This window comes from Streptomyces sp. NPDC055749, assembly GCF_053617235.1.
This window is the reverse complement of the sequence record NZ_JBSHFH010000043.1, coordinates 1-18,661: the sequence shown is the minus strand read 5'-3', so window position 1 is coordinate 18,661 and position 18,661 is coordinate 1. Positions and strand designations below refer to the sequence as shown.

16 protein-coding genes are annotated in these 18,661 nt (G+C 71.2%); 4 read left to right on the top strand and 12 right to left on the bottom strand.

The genetic code is table 11. The annotated features are described in order from the left end of the window. Positions 1-37: 37 nt before the first annotated feature. Positions 38-1,291 (bottom strand): cytochrome P450, encoded by a 1,254-nt coding sequence (locus ACWGO0_RS27190; RefSeq protein ID WP_453540366.1) that lies wholly within the window; start codon positions 1,289-1,291, stop codon positions 38-40. A gap of 286 nt (positions 1,292-1,577) precedes the next feature. Between ACWGO0_RS27190 and ACWGO0_RS27185 the strand changes: the two genes are divergently transcribed. Both ACWGO0_RS27185 and ACWGO0_RS27180 read left to right on the top strand, forming a co-directional pair. Then, complete coding sequence (locus ACWGO0_RS27185; RefSeq protein WP_453540364.1) at positions 1,578-2,747, top strand: steroid 3-ketoacyl-CoA thiolase; 1,170 nt, start codon at positions 1,578-1,580, stop codon at positions 2,745-2,747. Positions 2,748-2,800: 53 nt separating this feature from the next. Further along, complete coding sequence (locus tag ACWGO0_RS27180) at positions 2,801-3,643, top strand: DUF1206 domain-containing protein (RefSeq protein ID WP_453540361.1); 843 nt, start codon at positions 2,801-2,803, stop codon at positions 3,641-3,643. 83 nt (positions 3,644-3,726) lie between these two features. Here the strand turns inward: ACWGO0_RS27180 and ACWGO0_RS27175 are convergent, their stop codons facing one another. The 9 genes from ACWGO0_RS27175 to ACWGO0_RS27135 form a co-directional block, all read right to left on the bottom strand. After that, positions 3,727-4,152 carry an aggregation-promoting factor C-terminal-like domain-containing protein gene (locus tag ACWGO0_RS27175; protein WP_453540358.1) on the bottom strand — a complete coding sequence of 142 codons (426 nt, stop codon included), beginning with the start codon at positions 4,150-4,152 and terminating at the stop codon, positions 3,727-3,729. Between the two features lie 275 nt (positions 4,153-4,427). Next, positions 4,428-4,619: a Trm112 family protein gene (locus ACWGO0_RS27170; RefSeq protein ID WP_453540355.1), complete on the bottom strand. Its 192-nt coding sequence runs from the start codon at positions 4,617-4,619 to the stop codon at positions 4,428-4,430. Continuing rightward, positions 4,609-5,520, bottom strand: a complete 912-nt coding sequence (locus tag ACWGO0_RS27165; protein WP_453540352.1) for a DMT family transporter — start codon at positions 5,518-5,520, stop codon at positions 4,609-4,611. The genes ACWGO0_RS27170 and ACWGO0_RS27165 overlap by 11 nt, the downstream gene beginning before the upstream one ends. Before the next feature lie 3 nt (positions 5,521-5,523). Then, a complete protein-coding gene (locus ACWGO0_RS27160) occupies positions 5,524-6,315 on the bottom strand; it encodes a class I SAM-dependent methyltransferase (protein ID WP_453540349.1) in 792 nt (263 codons plus the stop codon). Next, a complete protein-coding gene (locus ACWGO0_RS27155; RefSeq protein WP_453540346.1) occupies positions 6,312-7,754 on the bottom strand; it encodes a condensation protein in 1,443 nt (480 codons plus the stop codon). The genes ACWGO0_RS27160 and ACWGO0_RS27155 overlap by 4 nt, the downstream gene beginning before the upstream one ends. After that, the gene (locus ACWGO0_RS27150; RefSeq protein ID WP_453540343.1) at positions 7,751-12,046 is read right to left on the bottom strand and encodes an alpha-(1->3)-arabinofuranosyltransferase domain-containing protein; all 4,296 of its coding nucleotides are present in this window, start codon (positions 12,044-12,046) and stop codon (positions 7,751-7,753) included. Before ACWGO0_RS27150 ends, ACWGO0_RS27155 begins: the two co-directional genes overlap by 4 nt. 22 nt (positions 12,047-12,068) lie before the next feature. Further along, on the bottom strand, positions 12,069-12,746 hold the full coding sequence (locus ACWGO0_RS27145) for a class I SAM-dependent methyltransferase (RefSeq protein ID WP_453540340.1): 678 nt from the start codon (positions 12,744-12,746) through the stop codon (positions 12,069-12,071). A gap of 64 nt (positions 12,747-12,810) precedes the next feature. Next, positions 12,811-14,034 (bottom strand): glycosyltransferase family 4 protein, encoded by a 1,224-nt coding sequence (locus tag ACWGO0_RS27140; protein WP_453540337.1) that lies wholly within the window; start codon positions 14,032-14,034, stop codon positions 12,811-12,813. Positions 14,035-14,236: 202 nt separating this feature from the next. Continuing rightward, positions 14,237-15,193: a DUF3068 domain-containing protein gene (locus ACWGO0_RS27135; RefSeq protein ID WP_453540334.1), complete on the bottom strand. Its 957-nt coding sequence runs from the start codon at positions 15,191-15,193 to the stop codon at positions 14,237-14,239. A 260-nt stretch (positions 15,194-15,453) separates the two neighbouring features. Between ACWGO0_RS27135 and ACWGO0_RS27130 the strand changes: the two genes are divergently transcribed. Then, positions 15,454-15,636, top strand: coding sequence for a hypothetical protein (locus ACWGO0_RS27130; protein WP_453540331.1), 183 nt, complete (start codon positions 15,454-15,456; stop codon positions 15,634-15,636). Positions 15,637-15,700: 64 nt separating this feature from the next. Then, complete coding sequence (locus tag ACWGO0_RS27125; RefSeq protein WP_453540329.1) at positions 15,701-16,915, top strand: PucR family transcriptional regulator; 1,215 nt, start codon at positions 15,701-15,703, stop codon at positions 16,913-16,915. A 7-nt stretch (positions 16,916-16,922) separates the two neighbouring features. Here ACWGO0_RS27125 and ACWGO0_RS27120 read toward each other — a convergent pair whose 3' ends face one another. Both ACWGO0_RS27120 and ACWGO0_RS27115 read right to left on the bottom strand, forming a co-directional pair. Then, positions 16,923-17,768 carry an ECF transporter S component gene (locus ACWGO0_RS27120; protein WP_453540326.1) on the bottom strand — a complete coding sequence of 282 codons (846 nt, stop codon included), beginning with the start codon at positions 17,766-17,768 and terminating at the stop codon, positions 16,923-16,925. Then, the coding region (locus tag ACWGO0_RS27115) for an energy-coupling factor ABC transporter ATP-binding protein (RefSeq protein WP_453540323.1) at positions 17,765-18,661 on the bottom strand (897 nt) is incomplete at its 5' end. The genes ACWGO0_RS27115 and ACWGO0_RS27120, both read right to left, overlap by 4 nt.

Here is an 18,661-nt window from a genome sequence, read left to right as displayed (position 1 = left end):
CCGCTCCGCGGCGGGCCGGACCGACCGGGGGCATCCGTCAGCCGGTGACGTCCGTACTGACCTGCAACTGCTTGATCCCGTTGAGCCAGGCCGAGCGCAGCCGCCGCGGCTCGTCCACCAGCCGCAGGTCGGGCAGCACGTCGGCGATGGCGTTGAAGATCAGGTTGATCTCCATCACGGCAAGGGACTTGCCGAGGCAGAAGTGCGGGCCGCCGCCGCCGAATCCGAGGTGCGGATTCGGGTCGCGGGAGATGTCGAAGGTCTCGGGGTGGTCGAAGACCTCGGGGTCGTTGTTGGCCGAGGAGTAGAACAGCCCGACCCGGTCCCCCTTCTTGATCCGCTGCCCGCCCAGCTCCAGGTCCTGGGTCGCCGTGCGCTGGAAGGAGACCACGGGCGTCGCCCAGCGGACGATCTCCTCGGCGGTCGTCTCCGGGCGCTCGCGCTTGTACAGCTCCCACTGCTCGGGGTGGGTGAGGAAGGCGTGCATCCCGTGGCTGATGGCGTTACGCGTGGTCTCGTTGCCGGCGACCGCCAGCAGGATCACGAAGAAGCCGAACTCGTCGCCGGAGAGGTTCCCCTCGCCCTCGGCCGCGACCAGCTGCGACACGATGTCCTTGGCCGGGCACTCCTTGCGGGCCGCCGCCAGGTTCATCGCGTACGAGACGATCTCCATGGCCGCCTCGGTGCCGACCTCTTCGGTGATCGCGTACTCGGGATCGTCGTACGCGGCCATCTTGTTGGACCAGTCGAAGATCTTGGACCGGTCCTCCTGGGGTACGCCGATGAGCTCGGCGATGGCCTGGAGGGGGAGTTCGACGGCGATGTTGGTCACGAAGTCGAAGGAACCGTCCTTGTCCGCTGCGGCGAGGGCGGTCTCGGCGATGGAGCGGGCGCGGCTGTGCAGGGCCTGCTCCAGGGAACGTATCGCCCGTGGGGTGAAGCCCCGCTGGACGATCTGGCGGACCCGGGTGTGCTCGGGCGGGTCCATGTTCAGCATGATCAGCTTCTGGACCTCGATCTGGTCGCGGCTGATCGTCTCGTTGAAGCGGATGACCGCCGTGTTGGTGTTGGAGGAGAAGAGTTCCGGGTGCGTGGAGACGTACTTGACGTCCGCGTGGCGGGTGACGGCCCAGTAGCCCTCGTCGGCGAAGCCGGAGATCCCGGCGGGCTGGGCGCACCACCAGACCGGTGCGGTCTCCCGCATCTCGGCGAACTCCGGGTGGGGCACCCGGGCTTGGAGCAGGTCGGGATCGGTGAAGTCGAACCCTTCGGGCAGATGGGGGCAGCGCATGGGCACCTCTCCACTCCGGGTCTGGCGGCGAACTGTCTGACGGCCCATCAGAAGTAGCCCGAAAGGTAGTAACGAGTTCTACAACTCGCAAGAGCCGTGGCCGGATCTGTTGCCCAGGACGACGCGGCGCGCGTAACGGTGTGCCTGTCACGTACGCGAGGTGCGTGCACGACCCTTGCGTACCGGGGGTAAGGGTCATAAGACTGCTTGCAGAACTAGAACGCGTACTAGTTCCTTCCGCGGGTGCCGGGACGCCCCAGCGGAAGTGTGAGGAGAGGACGAGCTCATGGCCGCGGAACCCGTCATCGTCGAAGCCGTACGCACCCCCATCGGCAAGCGCGGAGGCGCGCTCGCCAATCTGCATCCCGCCTATCTGCTGGGCGAGACCTACCGCGAACTCCTGGGCCGCACAGGCATTCACGCCGACTGCGTCGAGCAGATCGTCGGCGGTACGGTCACCCACGCCGGCGAACAGTCCATGAACCCGGCGCGCAACGCCTGGCTGGCCGTGGGCCTTCCCTACGAGACCGCCGCCACCACCGTGGACTGCCAGTGCGGCTCCTCGCAACAGGCATCCCACATGGTCGCCAACATGGTGGCGGCCGGGGTCATCGACGTCGGCATCAGCTGCGGCGTCGAGGCGATGTCACGCGTGCCGCTGGGCAGCGGTTCCAAGCACGGCCCCGGAAAGCCCTGGCCGGACGAGTGGAACGTGGACCTGCCCAACCAGTTCGAGGCCGCCGAACGCATCGCCCGCAAGCGCGGGCTGACCCGCGAGAACGTCGACTCGCTCGGCCTCATCTCGCAGGAACGGGCGGCCGTGGCCTGGGCCGAGGAGCGCTTCAAACGCGAGACGTACGCGGTCCAGGTGCCCACCACCGAGGAGGAACAGGCGGCAGGCCAGGGCATGTGGCGGCTCGTCGACCGCGACGAGGGGCTGCGCGACACCACGATGGAGGGACTCGGCGGGCTCAAGCCGGTCATGCCCACCGCGATCCACACCGCGGGCAACTCCTCGCAGATATCCGACGGGGCCTGCGCGATCATGTGGGCGTCCAAACGGATGGCACGCGCCCTCAAGCTCAAGCCGCGCGCCCGGATCGTCGCCCAGGCCCTGGTCGGCTCCGACCCGCACTTCCACCTCGACGGACCGGTCGACGCGACGCGGGCCGTACTCGGCAAGGCGGGCATGTCCCTCAAGGACATCGACCTCGTCGAGATCAACGAGGCATTCGCGTCCGTGGTGCTGAGCTGGGCGCAGGTATTCGGCCAGGACCTGGAGAAGGTCAACGTCAACGGCGGAGCGATCGCGCTCGGCCACCCGGTCGGCGCCACAGGGGCCCGGCTCATCACCACGGCCCTGCACGAACTGGAGCGCCGCGACAAGGAGTTCGCGCTCATCACGATGTGTGCGGGCGGGGCGCTGGCCACGGGGACGATCATTCAGCGGCTCTGAGGGCTTCGGGGCCCTGGGACATTGATCCGTGATTCGGGGGAACCGTGCACTTCATGAACTCCAGATCGGTTTCCCGGCGTGGACATGGTCAGGCCGAACGCGCGGCGAACAGCACGGCGGTAGCCGCGGGAGCCCGCGCGGGGTTCGTGGCCCGAGGGGTGATCTACCTCCTGGTCGGACTGCTGGCGCTGCGCATCGCCTTCTCCGACTCCGGGGGGCAGCAGGCCGACCGGGGCGGCGCGATCTCGGAGCTCGCGGGCAAGCCGTTCGGGAACATCCTGCTGTGGCTTCTCGGCGCGGCGCTGGCGGGCATGGCCGTGTGGCGGCTGACCGAGGCACTCTTCGGCCAGGCCGGCACGGGCGGTAAGAAGCCCGGTAAGCGGGCCATGGCCGCCGGGCGCTTCCTCTTCTACGGCTTCGTGTCGTACTCCGTGCTCTCCTACGCGGCCGGCGACGCGGGCAGCGGCAGCGGGTCGACCGACAAGCAGTCCCAGGACGTCACGGCCAAGGTGCTCGGCTGGTCCGGTGGACAGTGGATCGTCGCGACAGCCGGTGCCGCTGTGGCAGGCGCCGGCCTGTGGATCGCGGCCCGTGCCCTCATGCGCAAGTACCACAAGCACCTGAAGATGTCCGAGATGCCGAGGAAGGTCCGCCGGACGGTCGACGCCCTCGGCATGTTCGGCGGCGCCGCCCGTGGCGCCGTGTTCGCCACCGCGGGCGGATTCGCCATCGCCGCCGCGCTCGCGCACGAACCCGGCAAGGCCAAGGGGATGGACGACACCCTGCGGTCCTTCACCGACACTCCCGCGGGGCCGTGGCTGCTCGCCGTCATCGCCCTCGGCCTGGCCGCCTTCGGTGTCTTCTCCTGGGCAAACGCCCGCTGGCGCAAGGTCTGAGACGCGGCGGCAGCAGGCCCCCGACCGGAACTCCGGTCGGGGGCCCGCGTGTTCACAAGGCTGATTCACAAAGCTGTGGCTGCTCAGTACCAGCCGTTGGACTGCCAGAAGTCCCAGGCGCCGCACGGGCTGCCGTAGCGGTCCTCCATGTAGTCGACGCCCCACTTGATCTGGGTCTTGGGGTTGGTCTGCCAGTCGGCGCCCGCCGAGGCCATCTTCGAGCCGGGCAGGGCCTGGACCAGGCCGTAGGCGCCGGAGGATGCGTTGGAGGCGTTCACGTCCCAGTCGCTCTCGTGGTCCACGATCTTGTCGAAGCACGCGTACTGGGCGTTGTCGCCGATCATCTTCTTCGCCGTGTCCTGCGCGCTCGTGGCGGACGTCGGGGCGGCGGCCGGTGCGGCCATCGCCGGGGTGACGCCGAGGGCCAGACCGGTGGCGCCCAGCAGTACGGCGGCGCCGGTGGCGGCGGCCTTGCGGGGCTGGGCGAGGATGCGACGGGCGAACGACACGTAGAGACCTAACGTCGGGAACGGGGGAGTCGCGACCGGTCCGAGTGGTGCGGGACCGGTGCTCGACTACCGAGGCCCATGTCTGCGGGGTCTGCGGTGTTCGGCGACGTGATCCATGGTTAGCGAGCCCGGCGGGCCTCCGCAACGACCCCGGGTACGGCCCCGCCTCGGAGCGAGGGTCCAAAGTCCCGGGCCGGGGGCAGGCACACGAGGACGGGGCGCGGTTCCGGTGCTACTAAGGCCGGTCGTGGAGGACCAAGGGCCTGTGGGATCCTTCACCCCTTCGGGACCTCCAATGTGACCTGGGCCTCGCCTGATGAGGGGAGCAGCTGCGGGATGCCGTCGACGATCGGATAGCGGCGGTTCAGGCGCGGGTTGTAGAGAGCGTCCCCGCCCTCGTCGAGGATCAGCGGACCCTTGTCGAGCGGGCAGGCGAGGATCTTCAGCAGCGGGTTGTCAGGCTTCATGACGGCTTCCTTCGGGTGTGGGGGTGTCCGCGTCGTGTCGTGGCAGGGTGAGCAGCACCGTCAGGGCCAGCACGGTGCCGCCGATGCGCAGTAACAGCCGCAGCGGGTCCTCCGGCAGCGGCTCGTCGAACGCGATCGTGCCGCTGACGATGGTGAACACGCAGGTCACCGTCGAGCACACCGGGACGATCAGTGACGCCCGGCAGCGCTGCAGGGCGGTCTGCGACAGCACCAGTCCGCTGACCCCCGTGACCAGCAGAAGGTACGGGTAGGGGCTGACGAGCAGTGCCGCGACCGAGCCCTTGAGGTCCGCGGTGTCCAGGTGCCCGGAGACTCCCTTGATGGCGAGCGAGCTGACCCCGTAGAGCAGACCGATCGCCACCGCGTACGCCACTCCCGTGGTCGGCTGCCGGTGACGTCGGCGCGCGCGGCGTTCCGCGGCGGCGTACAGCCCCAGCCCGGCCGCGAGCGTCGGCACGCACAGGGCCAGCAGGATGCCCGCGGGCGCACTGCGGCTGATCTCCTCCTCGCTCCCGTAGAGCGAGGACACCACCATGACCAGCGCCAGCCCGATGACCGCCACCGCGCGCCGCTCACGGCCGGAGGGCCGCTCGCCGAGCACCACCGACGAGAGCACCAGCAGGAGGACGAGACCGGAGAGGAACAGGCCCTGGGCGGCGGCGATCGGCAGGGAGCGGTAGACGGCCAGCTGGGCGCCGAACCCGAGGGCGAGCGCCGCGGCCCCGCAGATCCACAGGGGCCTGGTGGCCAGCAGGAGCAGGGCACGGCCCGGCTGCGCCGCACTCAGCGGCGGCATGCCGGCCAGCGCACGCTTCTCCAGGACGAAGCCGGTGCTGTACAGCACGTTCGCCACCAGCGCGGCGGCCACTCCCCAGATCACGGGCTACACCTTCCTCGCGTGCACAAGGAGGATGGACGCGAGGGACGGCACCCGGCAGGCCAGCCGGTCCAGGGTCCGGAGCGGGCGCGGCACTCCGTGGAACGGCGCACCGGCGACCTTCACCACCTCGAACCCGCACGCCGCCACGAACTCGCGCAGCGCACGTGCCGTGTACAGGCGCAGATGGCCGACCACCTGGCTGCCCGGCCTGCCGTGGATGTGGCGCAGACTCACCTCGGAGAACACCGGCTGGACTCCGGCGAGCAGCAGCCCGCGGTTGTACCAGGCGGCGAGGTTGGGGGTGGAGAGCATCAGATGTCCCCCCGGCCGCAGCACCCGGTGCAGTTCGTCGAGGGCGCTGTCGGGGTCCACGAGGTGCTCGACGACCTCGCTGAAGAGGACGGCGTCGGCGCTTCCGGAGGCGAACGGCAGCCCGCCGTCCGTCAGTTCACCGCGTACGACCTGGCTCAGGCGCGGCGCCGCCCGGAGCAGCGCGCCCTGCGACCAGTCGACCCCCACGACCCGGTGACCGTTCAGTTCGCGGGCGGCGGTCGCGGCGGCCGAGCCGTCACCGCAGCCCACGTCGAGCACGGTCGCGGCCGGCCGGCCGGGACCGACGGGCCCGAGGGCATCGGCGAGCATCCGGGCCTGGCGCAGCGTACGGGCCTCGCCGGAGGCGACGGGGACGGCGGGGTCCTCGTAGAAATCCCGCAGCCCGGGAGCGGGCGGGGACGGCGGACATACCGTCGCCTGTGCCGGGTTCGTGGCGGCTGAGCAGTGGGGGGAGGGGTTCATGACGGCCTCGCAGGGTCCTTCTGGGCGGATCTCGCTCGACCCGGTGCCGGGTCGGGCCGGGGTGTGTCGTGGGGGTGGGTGACCTGTGACGTCGCGATAAGCGACTGGGCGAACAGACCGGCCAGGTCCGCGCCCGCCGGGTCGCCGAGCAGCGCCCGCGACCAGCGCAGCGTCACATGCAGCCGCCCGCCGGTGGAGGCCGCCGCCACGCTCAGCCCGCGCGGCATCCGCGCCGGTGCGGAGAACCACACGGCCCTCGCCCGGCCCGCGTCACCGAAGTCCAGCGCGTACGCAACGCGTCCGACATTGGTGACCAGCACCGTCGATGTCCAGGGCGCCGCGGCCCGCCGCGCGCCACGGGTGAGCGTGCCCCGGATCCCGACCGGCAGAACGGGCGCGGTCAGCAGGTTCGCCCCGAGGCCCAGCGGCGCACTGCGGGCCGACTTGAGCGCGCGGGTGCGCCGGGCGGTGGTGCGAAGCAACCGGGTCACGGCCGCCGGGTCCGGCCGCTCACCGAGCAGCAGGTCCAGGTCGTGCGGGTCCTCGGAGGTCATGGGGACTTCGACGAGCCGGGTTCCGTTCCCCATCGGCATGTCCCTGCCGCGCGGACGGTCGTCGACGGGCATGGTGATCCGCACCGGACCTGCGGGCCGGCCCTGTGAGACGTTCCAGCGGCCCACCATCAGTGAAGCGGCGACCAGCAGCTGGTCGTTGACGGTCCAGGCCGCGGGCTCACCGGTCAGGCCCGCCCGCGGCGGAAGGGGCAATTCCGCCTGGAGCATGCCGTTGCCCACGGCGCGGGCGCGCACCGCCCCGGGGCGGGAGTCCGGTGCGACCCGCACGGGCCGCGCGCGCACCGCGCGGCCCGTCGCCGGGCCGGTCGCGGCAGGACCCGAGGGGGCCTGCCGGACCGGCCCGGCGACGGGGTGAGCGGCGGAGCCGCCGTACTGTTCCGCGGTCGTGGCGAGCACCCGCAGTCCTGACCCCGCGTCGAGGGCTGTGTGATGCATCGTCAGCAACAGCACGGTGCCCCTGTCCCCCTCCACGACCTCCAGACGCATCGGCGGCGACAGGGCCAAGGACGGGCAATCCTCCAGGGCCCTGGCGCGGGCGTGGGCCAGCGCGTCGGGTCCGGGCGGCGGGAACTCCACGGGATCGCGGTCCGGTTCGCCGGTCAGCTCCCACGCGAACGACTGGCGGAGCCGACGGCCGGGCACTTCCTGGACCAGTACCCGGGGGTGCGTCAGCAGCGCCTGCCGGAACGCGGTCCGCAGCCGTTCCGGGTCCAGCCGTCCGGGCAGATGGACCTCGATGTGTACGGTGTCCGGCTCGTCGTCACTCAGGCAGTGCCGGGACACCTCATCGGTGACCGGAAAGGGAATCCGGTCACCGCCGGGAGGGGGTGAGTCCCCCTGCCCGGCGGTTCGCGACGAGGTCATGAGGGGCCACCGCCTCCTTGCTGCCGGGGGAGCGGCTGGGTCTGGTCCCCGGCGTCCGGGTTTCCCTGCCGGGCCGTGACCACCGGTCCGGCTACGGGCGCTTCGGCACCCCCGTCGCCTTCCGGTGCGTCGGCACCGTCGTCGCCCCGGCGCCCGTCGGCCGTGGCCCCCGGGCGTACCGCCGTGACCAAGGCGGCGGACAGGGCCACCAGTGCCAGTACCTGGGCGAAGGCGCTGAACGCTCCCTGCCCGGCGGCGGCCGGTTCCCCGGCGCCGATGGCCGCGGTGATGCCCGCCGCGGCCATCGCCGCGCCTGCGGTCGGCACCAGGACGGCCGGCCGGAACCGGGCCGCCACGGCGAGTACGGGTACGACCAGGGCCAGCGGACCCGCCGCCACCGCGACGACCGCGGTCAGCGCCAGTGTCCCGAGCAGCATCCCGGGGGCCGCCGGTTCGGGCAGCTCCTCGTTGCTACCGCCGGCGTTGCGCCTGCGGCCCACGAAGGCCAGCGCCGCCAGCGCGGCGAGCGCGATCGCACCGCCGATCAGGGCGGCCCGGTACGGACCGGAGGGCTCGAACTCCATGTTCACCGTGCCGGACGCCCCGGCCGGGATCACCCAGGCCTGCTGCCAGCCGTCGAGCCGCACCGACTCCAGCTCCTTGCCCTCCAGGGTGGCCTTCCAGCCGTCGTTGGCGTTCTCGTAGGTCTGCAGGTACGCGGCCTCGCCGGAGCCTGCCGAAACCGAGACGGTCCGGCTGTCGTCGTTCCACTTGGTGACGGTGGCCTCGCGGCCCGCCGCTCCCACGGTCTCCTGCGGGGTGCCGCGGGTCAGTGTGACATCGGTGATCGCCAGCGGGCCCGCGTCGTCCGCCTCCACCTCGTGCTCTCCGGACGGAAGGTCCAGAGTGCCGTCCTTCTCCTCTCCCGCGCAGAGTGCGACGGTGATGGGACGCCGCTCGGTGAGGTCCCGGACGGATCCGGAGGCCTTCGTCTTGTGCAGGACACCGCCGACCGCGAGGTCCGGGCCCTCGCCGCACGGCAGCGAGAACTGCGCGGACGCCTTGGCACGGGGCACCCGCAGATCGGCCAGCGCGGGAACATGCACCTCACTGAGCCCGACCGGAAGCTGCAACTCCTCCTCCGCCACCGGGTTGTGGACGGTGAGCGGGGCCACCCGGCTGATGGTGATGTCGAGCCGGTTCGTCTCGATCTCCGGGAAGCGGACCCGCCCGTTCTCGTCCACGTCAGCCGTCGCGGCGCCGTCCGGCGAGCTGATCAGCACCTGCTCGGGCCGGGTGGACACCCCGCCGGCCGGCGCGAGGACGATCTCGTCGATCTTCTCCTTCTTGGGCCAGCTGAGGTGGACGACCGGACGGTCGCCCGCGATCCAGGCGGTCGTCAGGTCTCCGTCGACCAGGTTGCGGGCGCTCAGTGACATGCCGGTGCGGCTGGTGGAGTCCACGGAGGCCTTCACCCGGTTCTTCGATCCCGGAGCCGAACGGTCCAGCAGTTCGTCCAGACGGCCGCCGGGTACGGCGACGGCTCGCGCCGACACCTCGTACTCGGCCGCGTCCTCGGTGCTGAACTGCCTGTGCAGTCCCACTTCGGCCGATACGGGCGACAAGCCGCCCGCGTCGGTACCGCGGTGCAGGGAGTACACGGTCGACGCCGCCTCGGTGTCCCCAGCGTCGGCGGGCAGCGCCAGCATGCGCGTCACCTGCACCTCCGGGATCGACACCTCGGAGAAGCCGGCCCCGGCCAGACCCGGCCGTCCCTGCTGAGCGGCAAGAACGGTGATCTTCATCCAGGAGGCCTCGCCGACAGGTGCCTTGACGGTCTGCGGCTGACCATTCGTCTGCAGCGGGCTCTCGACGGAACCCTGGTCGGTCTCGATCCGCACCCGGGTGGGCGCGGACCGTGTGCCGTCGCCCCGCAGCGGTGTCAGCTGGATGGAGGAGGGGATGTCGGTCGGCCCGGAGAAGCCCACCTCGATCCACTGACCGGCCGGCTCACCCGGGCTGCCCTCGGCCCACGCCGTGTCCGGGTTGCCGTCGAAGGCGTTCACCGGGTCGTACTGCGGCTGGTGGAACAGCCAGTTGCCGCTGCTGGAGGCCGTCACGGACTCCGCGCCGCGCAGTACGGCCGTCGTCTGGTGACCGGCGCCGTCCGACGGCAGGATCTGCTTGGGCTTCTCGCCCGGGTTCTGCAGGCTGCCGGAGTGATTGCGCTCGTTCTCGGTGTACGTGTACGAGGTGTTGTTGTTGACCAGACCGAAGCGGGTGTCGGCGCGGCGCAGTCCGTCGGCGACGGCCTTCACCGGTGCGGTGACACCCTCGGGAAGACGGTCCCCGGCCAGCACGGCCGGTCGGTCGGCCATCGAGGGATCGGCCGACAGCTGGAGCAGCGACTCGGGTCCGCCACTGACCACGGCCGTGTCGGAAGCGGCCGACACACCGACCTTGCCGGGACGGTCGTCGCGGTCCTGCGGACGGTAGATCTCCACGGCCTGGAGCCGCGGAACGAGCCCCTGCACCTGCAGCGGGGTGCCGGCGGCGATGCGCCCGCCGGTGACCAGCGGCCCGAATCCGGCGACCTTGCGGTAACCGGACGATTCCAGGGTCCGCTTCACCGTCTGCGGGGGGACGTAACCGATCTGGTCGGGGTCCAGGTCGTTGCGTACGACCACCTCGTGCAGACCGGCCCGTGCCAGGAACGCCTGAAGACCCGGGACCTCGGTGCCGGACAGCAGCGCCTGCTCGACCGCGTCCGTCGCCCGGCGTGAGCCGGGCTGACCGAACGGGACGAAGTCACGCTGCGCCCACGCCGTTTCGGCCAGCACGTCGAAGGGCTGGTCGATGGGGGAACCCCAGGTGTAGATGCCGTGCGCAGTCGCGGGTACGACCATCGCCCGGCTGTCCTCGGCGTTGTCCTTGAGCCAGCCCGCGGCCTTCTCCCAGTGCGTGGGCAGCTTGGTGAAGCCGCCTGGCTGCAGGATCGAGCCGTTGACGTACGGCAGGGCAAGGCCGGGCAGTACCAGTACGGCCGCCACCGCGGGCACCCAGCGGCGACCGGCAAGCGCGCGGGGAGCGCTGCTCGCGGCGAGCACCGCGGTCAGGTGGGCCAGGCCGAGCGCGAGCGCGAGGGCCAGTCCCGGCTGGAACTTGTAGATGTTGCGGAAGGGCTTCAGCGGACCGTTCAGCCAGTCCTGTACGACACCGTGAGCCGGACCGCCGAAGGCGCCGCCGTACCCGGCCAGCGCGATCAGGACGACGGCCAGCACGGTCATCAGCAGCCAGCGCCGCTCGGGCAGGTCCCGCCGGGCCAGGCCCGCAAGACCCAGGGCCGCGGCGAACGCCGAACCCAGGACGGTGAGGACGGAGGTGGCGACGGTCCAGCCGGCCGGCAGCCAGGCCTCACCGAAGTTCAGATAGGCCACCCAGTTACCGGCGCCGCGCAGCAGCTCGGTCGCGGACATGGTGGCGGTGGTGGTGTCGGCCTGCTCGACGTACGCCATGAAGTTCTCGCCGTGCATGCCCAGCAGGAGCAGCGGCACCACCCACCACAGGGTGGCCAGCAGCACGCCCGGTATCCACCAGCACAGCAGCGCGCGCCGCCGTGGTCCGGCGGGACGGCTGAGCAGGTACAGACCCACGGGCAGCAGTGAGGCCAGTGTCGATGCGGCGTTCACACCACCCATGAAGGGGATCAGCAGGGCCGACCGTGCGGCAGCCATTCGCGGGCTCAGGACCGTCGAGGTCAGCGGCAGCAGTACCCAGGGCAGCAGGGCACCGGGCAGCGCGGCGGCGGAGGTCGAACCGATCACGATCGTGAACGTGGGCCACAGCGCGTACACCACCGCACCGAGCAGCCGGGTCGTGGGCGTACCCACGCGCAGCCGTTCGGCGAGCCTGAGCGCACCCCAGAAGGCGGCGGTCACGATGACGGACAGCCAGAGCCGCTCGGCCAGCCACACCGGGACGTTCAGCGTGTCCATGAGCGCGTAGTAGGGGAGTGCCGGGAACGCGTAGCCGACGTACTGGTTGGCGATGCCGCCGAAGCCCACGTCGCCGTTCCACAGCGAACCGAGGTCGCCGAGGAAGCGCCAGGGGTCCAGCGCGACACCGAGCTTCGTCTCGAACGTCATCTTCCCCGGGGACACCGCCAGGAAGGACACCAGCACGACGGCCCAGAAGCCGAACATCAGGCGTCGTCCGCGCGGGCCCCCTGGCGCCTCGGCCGGCGTCGGGCCGGGCTGCGGCGCCCGGGTGGGCGCCTGGACCGTACTGGTCATGACCGTTCCTCGCTTCGCTTGCTCATGGGCTTCGCCTGAGAATCAGCAGCAGATTCCAGGTGGCGATCTCGCGGAGTCCCGGCAGCCGGGTGATCGTGCTCGCGAAGAACGGCCAGTAACGGGACCGCGCCGTGACGACATGCACGTCGTCACGTCCGCGGACGTGCCGCAGGGTGGAACCGATATGGACGGGGAACAGGTTCTCGCCGACCGTGTGCTTGGCCTCGCGGCCGGTGCGCCGTTCGTAGCGTCTCCGGGCCCGGCCGGCCCCGAGGTAGTGCCAGGGCGCTGTCTCGTGACCTCCCCAGGGGGAGAGCCAGTTGGTGAACGACAGATAGATCAGTCCGCCGGGGCGGGTGACGCGCGCCATCTCGCTGATGAAGGTCTGCGGGTCCGACACGTGCTCCAGCACATTGGACGAGAAGCACACGTCCGCCGCACCGTCGGCGAGCGGCAGCAGATAGCCGTCGGCGAGCACCGCGTCCTCGATCGCCGGGCCGCGGGAGCTCAGCTCACGCGGGTCGGGCTCGAAGAGGTAGCTCTGCGCGCCGCGGCGGCGGAACTCCTGGGTGAAGTAGCCGCTGCCGCCGCCGATGTCGACGACGATCTTGCCGGGCAGGTCGATGTGCCGTGCCACCTGTGCGACCGAGTCACGGGCCAGCAGGGTGTAGCACCGCTCGGGGTCGCTCTGTTCGCGCATGAACGCACGGAAGAGGGTGGCCGACCGCCGGAGCGACGGATCCTTGAAAGTGCGTTCCCCCGCATCAGACACGGCTGCTCACCTGCCGCGCCCTGTGGACGGCGGCGCGTGCCGCCGCCTCGGCCGCCACCGCCTGGAACTGCCGGACCGTCGAGCTCCAGCGGAAGCGCTCGGCGCGGCGCGCAGCCGCACGTCCCATGGCCGCGCGCCGGTCGGCGCTGAGGGAAAGAGCGCACCACATGGCGGCGAACGAACTCTCCCCCCTGGCCAGCACGCCGGTCTTCCCGTCCTCTATGGAGTCGCACAGGCCCGGTATGTCGAAACCGACCGCGGGAGTGCCCCGGGCGGCGGCCTCGGTGACGACAAGCCCCCAGCCCTCGACGAGGGAGGGGTGCAACAGCAGCCACGCCTCGCACATCAGCCGGTGCTTCTCCGCCTCCGACACCCGGCCCGCGAACGTCACACCGGGGCCGGCCATGGCTTCCAGCCGCTCCCGCTCGGGACCGTCACCGACGATGACGAGGCGGCCACCGGTGACAGGACGGACCCGCTCCCACAGCCGCAGGAGCAGATCGATGCGCTTGTACTCCACCAGCCGGCCGACGGCCAGGAACAGCGGTTCCTTCGCCTCCGGCAACAGCGGGCCGGGGTCTTCGACACCGTTGTTCACGATCCGGATACGGTCCGCTGCCACACCGATGCCGCGCAGCTCGGAAGCGGTCGACTCGGAGACGGCCACCATCAGGTTGTCGCGGTGGGTGCTTGCCAGCGCCCAGTGCTCCAGCCTGCGCCCGAGCCGGGCAGCCGGGCCCGGGTAGCGCAGCTGCCACAGATCGCTGTGCACATGGTTGACCAGGCACAACGTCGGTCCGCTGTGCCACAGCGGTGCGAGGTAGGGCATGCCGTTGCACACCTCCACCAGCAGGTCGCATTCGCCGACCTCGCGGGCGAACGTCTTGCCGGCACGCAGGAAGTGCCCTACGTCTCCGCCTGCGGACACCACCCGGTACTCGCGTGCGGCGGCGGGGCCGCCGCAGACGAGCGTGACCTCATGGCCTCCGGCGGTCAGGCCGTCGGCTATCCGGTCGATGAGCAGTTCCGAACCGCCTGCGGCCTGGTTGCCCAGGTCGCGGCGGGCGAGGAAGGTGATCCGGCGCGGCAGAGGTTCCACGGCGGATGCGCTGTGCGGTTCGACGGCGAGCAAGTCGGTGACCTGGCTGCCGGTTCGGGCTTGAGCGGGAACGGAATCCTTCCGGCCGGAGGCCGGGGCGGACGCGTGCTGGGGCATAGAGGTGCTCCAACTCGGTGGCTGCGGGAGCAGTCGGGTTAGGGGATTGCCGGGCTTCCGGGGTGAAGCGCTGGGCGACTCGGTGTACGGGTACTGCGGGTGCGCTGAGGCTTACTCAGGGGTAACCCAAGTGTTCGTACGAGCGATTCATCCCGCTACGCACGTGGGTGACAAGTTCGGGCCTGCCGGGAGGCCGTTTTCATCACGCAGCTGAGTGTTCCGGCTGCCGGCGGCCGCGGATCACCAGCACCACGCCGCCCACGGTGAGCAGACCGCCCGCGATTCCGCCCCACAGCGGAGCCGTCTCGCCGAGCAGTTCCAGCCGGCCGGCGTCGTCGGAGGCCAGCTCGGCCTGCTCGCGCCGTGTCGACTCGGTGAACTCCAGCCGCTTGCTCGACAGCAGGGTCACCGCGTCCTTCTGCGAACCCGGGGCCCGCAGCGTCTTGGTCGGCGCGATCACCGCGTTCATGATCCGGCCCGTGCGCGGCTCAACCGTCAGCTCGATCAGCGAGTTCGAGTACCACTCCTCGGCGAGCACCTGGCCCGGCTTCTTGCTGCCCACCAGCACGCCCGGGACCTGACGGGTACCGGTGGCAGTGGCCTCGACGGTGCCGGTGAAGCGGTAGCCCTGCTGTCCGTGGATCTCGGTGGTGTCCTCGAACTCCAGCGGCACACCGGCACCCAGGGTGCTGTCCCACCAGATGTAGTCACGCTTCTCGACGCCGAACGGGAACTTCAGGTAGGCCTCGGCCTCGAAGGTGGGCTTCTCCTCGCAGCAGTGCACCGGAAGGTTGGTCCGGCGGTCGGTGACCCAGCGCTCCGTCGTCCACTGGAAGGATTTGCGCGGGTCGGCCAGCGGCAGCGTCTTCGGGGTGTCGATCTGCGTCGACACGTCCCAGATCGCGTTTCCGCTCCGCTCGCTCTCCGCGACGTTGCCCAGCACCCGGCGGGTGATCGTGAGGGTCTGGTCGTCCTCCGTGGAGACGGTTCCGGTGTCGAAGTAGCTGCCCTTGCCGGTGAAGACCGTCGTGGAGTTCACGTCGGTCGGTGTGCGTTTGGCGCGCGGCTCGACGTACCAGGCGAGCAGTTGCGTGAGGACCAGCAGGAATACGCCGGCACCCAGCAGAACCAGGGACGGAAGTGACGTTGAACGGCGCATGCGGGTACTCCAATGCAGGCAGGAAGTGTGCTGTTTCGTTCGCGGGCTGTGCGGAAGGGGTCGCACGCGCGGCCCTAGGCCTGTCCGGGCCGATAAGGGGCGTACCGGGCGTGAAATGACGTACCCGGGAGTAACTGCGCTGTGAACCGCGAAATTAAGCGGCGCTTGACCACCTGTCAATGGGCTCGCATACTGACCGCGCCGGACCGGGCCGGCGCGCTGGGTGACAACCTCACACGACCGAGAGGCCGATCATCCTCATGCCCAGACTGCTCGCCGCTCTGCTGACCTGCGCCGCTTCCGCCGCACTGGCCACCGGTGCCGCCTTCGGAATCGTCGCCGCCCTCGATGCCACACCCGAGCCGCAGAATGTGCCGCTCGTCACGTTCCCCGACCCACCCGCGGACGGAGCATCCGGCGCACCGAGCCCCAGCGCGGGCTAGGTTGTGAAGATCCAGGCCGGCCGATCGTGCGGGCGTGCGGACCGAACGTCCAGGAGCAAGTGCTGTGGCAGCGTCGTCAGCGTGGCACGACGTGCCACGGGAACGGATCCAGCGGTTCGCCGCCCTCGCCCAGGAGCAGGTGCCCGAACTCGCACAAGACGTACTCGCCGCGATCCGAAGGGAACATCCGGGTCTGACCTTCATCGCCGATGAGTCCGGAGAACCGAAGGCCCTCGTGGCGATCCGGCACTCCCTTGAGCTCTTCGTCGAGCAGATGACCACGGGGTCGGACCGGCCACGGGCCCTCCCCGAGATGTTCCAGGACTTCGGACGCGGTGAGGTCACGCAGGGGCGCAGCCTGGACTCCTTGCAGGAGATCTACCGGCTGGGCGTACGCCTTTCCTGGCGGCGCATGGCGGCGATCGGCCAGCAGGTCGACATCCCGCCCGCCGCGATGTACGAACTCGCCGAGACCGCGTTCGAGTACCTCGACGTCATAGTGGCCCAGTCGGTACGCGGCTACGCCGAGGCCGTGGCCCGCCAGGCCGGGGAGCGGCTGCGCCTGCAACGACTCCTCGTCGAGCTCCTGCTCGCCGAGCACCGCACCGACCCGTCGGCCCTCCTCGCCGACCGCGCGGCCGGCATCGGCTGGCAGCTGCCCGAGAAGGTGGCGGTGGCCGTCCTGCTCCGCCCCACCCAGGACGCCGTCGCCCCCGCGGTGGGCGACGGGGTGCTGCTCGACATGGAGGCCGAGCAGCCGCGCCTGGTGGTCCCGAACCCGGAATCCCCCGGGCGGGCGGAGCTGTTGCACCGGGCGATGGCCAACTGGTCCGGCGCGATCGGCCCGTCCGTTCCCCTGGCCCAGGCCGCCACCTCGCTGCGCTGGGCGGAGGCCGCAGCCGGGATGATCGAGCAGGGCCTGCTGCCGCGAGGGCGGCTCCTGCACTGCGCCGAGCACGTCGAAGCCCTGGTGCTGCTGCCCGCGCGGGAGCTGCTCGACGATCTGGCACGGCGGCGACTGGCCCAGCTGGGCGGGACCGGTGGCCCCGCGCACGCCCACCGCCTCGCCGAGACCTTGCTGGCCTGGCTGGAAACGCGTGGTGGTGCGCCGGAGGTCGCCGCCCGTCTCGGAGTCCACCCGCAGACGGTCCGCTACCGGCTGAGGCAGCTCCGTGAGGTGTGGGGCGAGGACCTGGACGACCCGGACCGCCGGTTCGAAATGGAGCTGGTGCTGCGGGCGCGGCGGCTGCGCGGTGACCTCGTCCCGCCGCCCGACTGACCAGCCCTCACCTCGTCGCCGTTTCCGCCGTTTTCGGGGCCTCGAATACGACCGGGGCCTCGAAGGCCGCGCGGCGGGTGGCCCGGCGCAGTGCCTTCAGCAGGGTGGGTCCCACGACAAGGGTCAGCGCCACGGTGAGCACGGCCCGGCCCAGGTCCCAGCCCAGCGAGGTGGCGAGACAGTACGCGAGGAAACGGACCAGGTTCTCGTGCACCGGATCGCCCGCCACGAACGAGATGCCGGAGCCGGAGGGCGGCACGATGGTCCAGCCGTACAGGTTCATCACCGTGCCGTACGCGAACGACGCCACACATCCGTACACCGCGAGCATCAGCACCTCCGCGCGGCCCCGCAGCCGGTCCTGGCCGGGAAGCAGCCCCGCGCCCATCGTGAACCAGGCCATCGCCAGCATCTGGAACGGCATCCACGGACCGACCCCGCCGGTCAGCAGCGCGGACGCGAACATCGTCACCGAGCCGAGCACGAAGCCGAAGCCCGGACCGAGCACCCGGCCGCTCAGCACCATCAGGAAGAACATCGGCTCCAGGCCCGCCGTGCCCGCTCCCAGCGGGCGCAGCGCGGCGCCGACCGCCGCGAGCACCCCCAGCATCGCGACCGCCTTCGCGTCCATCCCGGAGTCGGAGATGGTCGCCACGACCACGGCGACGAGCAGGGGCAGCAGCGCGGCGAACAGCCAGGGCGCGTCCTTCTCGTGGGCGACACCGAACTCCGGGGCGGCGAGCAGCGGCCAGCAGAAGGCGGCCACGCCGATGACGCCGATGAGGACCAGTGCGGCGATCGCCCGGGGCCCGAGACGGATGGGGCGGGTCCGGTGGTTGGTGGGCTCGCTCATGGTGCGACCTCCTCCAGCGCGGTACGTACCTGGGACACGGTCAGCCACTCCTGCGGGGCCAGGATCTTCGCGGTCTGCGGGGCGAACGCGGGGGAGGAGACGACGACCTCCGCGGTCGGGCCGTCCGCCACGATCTCGCCGTCGGCGAGGATCACCACCCGGTGGGCCAGCTCGGCGGCCAGCTCCACGTCGTGCGTCGCCAGGACGATGGCGTGCCCCTCGGCGGCGAGACCGCGCAGGACGGCGACCAGACGGGCCTTGGCCGCGTAGTCCAGGCCCCGGGTCGGTTCGTCCAGCAGGAGGAGCGGGGGCCGGCCGGTGAGAACGACCGCCAGGGCGAGCGCGAGACGCTGACCCTCGGACAGGTCGCGGGGGTGGGTGCCGTCGTGGATGCCGGGGAGCAGATCGGCCACCAGGGCGCGGCACGTCCCGGGGGCGGCTTCCGCGTCGGCGTCGGCCGCCGCGCACTCGGCGGCGACGGTGTCCGCGTACAGCAGGTCGCGCGGTTCCTGCGGGACCAGGCCGACCTGGCGGATCAGGTCGCGGGGGCGGGTGCTGCGGGGAGTGTGACCGCTGACCGTGACGGTGCCCGTCGTGGGCTCGATCAGGCCGACGAGGGTGGCGAGGAGGGTGGACTTGCCGGCGCCGTTGCGGCCCATGAGAGCGATGGTTTCGCCGGGGGTGACCGTGAATGTCACCTGGCGCAGGGCTTCTACGCGCCCCCGGCGTACCCCCAGGTTCTCTACGTGCGTGACGGGGGTGGTGGGCGCCGCGGGGGCGGGGGTTGCCCGGCGGCGCAGGAGACGGGCGAGCTTTTCCCCACCCCGCCCCTTCCCGAAACCGGGGGCTCCGCCCCCGGACCCCCGCTCCTCGAACTCCGGAGGGGCTGAAAG

What these genes read in the sequence shown, in the direction of transcription:
- ACWGO0_RS27130 (WP_453540331.1), top strand. Translation starts at nt 15,454, where the DNA reads ATGCCCAGACTGCTCGCCGCTCTGCTGACCTGCGCCGCTTCCGCCGCA.
- ACWGO0_RS27160 (WP_453540349.1), bottom strand. Translation starts at nt 6,315, where the DNA reads ATGAACCCCTCCCCCCACTGCTCAGCCGCCACGAACCCGGCACAGGCG.
- ACWGO0_RS27140 (WP_453540337.1), bottom strand. Translation starts at nt 14,034, where the DNA reads ATGCCCCAGCACGCGTCCGCCCCGGCCTCCGGCCGGAAGGATTCCGTT.
- ACWGO0_RS27145 (WP_453540340.1), bottom strand. Translation starts at nt 12,746, where the DNA reads ATGCGCGAACAGAGCGACCCCGAGCGGTGCTACACCCTGCTGGCCCGT.
- ACWGO0_RS27185 (WP_453540364.1), top strand. Translation starts at nt 1,578, where the DNA reads ATGGCCGCGGAACCCGTCATCGTCGAAGCCGTACGCACCCCCATCGGC.
- ACWGO0_RS27135 (WP_453540334.1), bottom strand. Translation starts at nt 15,193, where the DNA reads ATGCGCCGTTCAACGTCACTTCCGTCCCTGGTTCTGCTGGGTGCCGGC.
- ACWGO0_RS27155 (WP_453540346.1), bottom strand. Translation starts at nt 7,754, where the DNA reads ATGACCTCGTCGCGAACCGCCGGGCAGGGGGACTCACCCCCTCCCGGC.
- ACWGO0_RS27120 (WP_453540326.1), bottom strand. Translation starts at nt 17,768, where the DNA reads ATGAGCGAGCCCACCAACCACCGGACCCGCCCCATCCGTCTCGGGCCC.
- ACWGO0_RS27150 (WP_453540343.1), bottom strand. Translation starts at nt 12,046, where the DNA reads ATGACCAGTACGGTCCAGGCGCCCACCCGGGCGCCGCAGCCCGGCCCG.
- ACWGO0_RS27170 (WP_453540355.1), bottom strand. Translation starts at nt 4,619, where the DNA reads ATGAAGCCTGACAACCCGCTGCTGAAGATCCTCGCCTGCCCGCTCGAC.
- ACWGO0_RS27190 (WP_453540366.1), bottom strand. Translation starts at nt 1,291, where the DNA reads ATGCGCTGCCCCCATCTGCCCGAAGGGTTCGACTTCACCGATCCCGAC.
- ACWGO0_RS27180 (WP_453540361.1), top strand. Translation starts at nt 2,801, where the DNA reads ATGAACTCCAGATCGGTTTCCCGGCGTGGACATGGTCAGGCCGAACGC.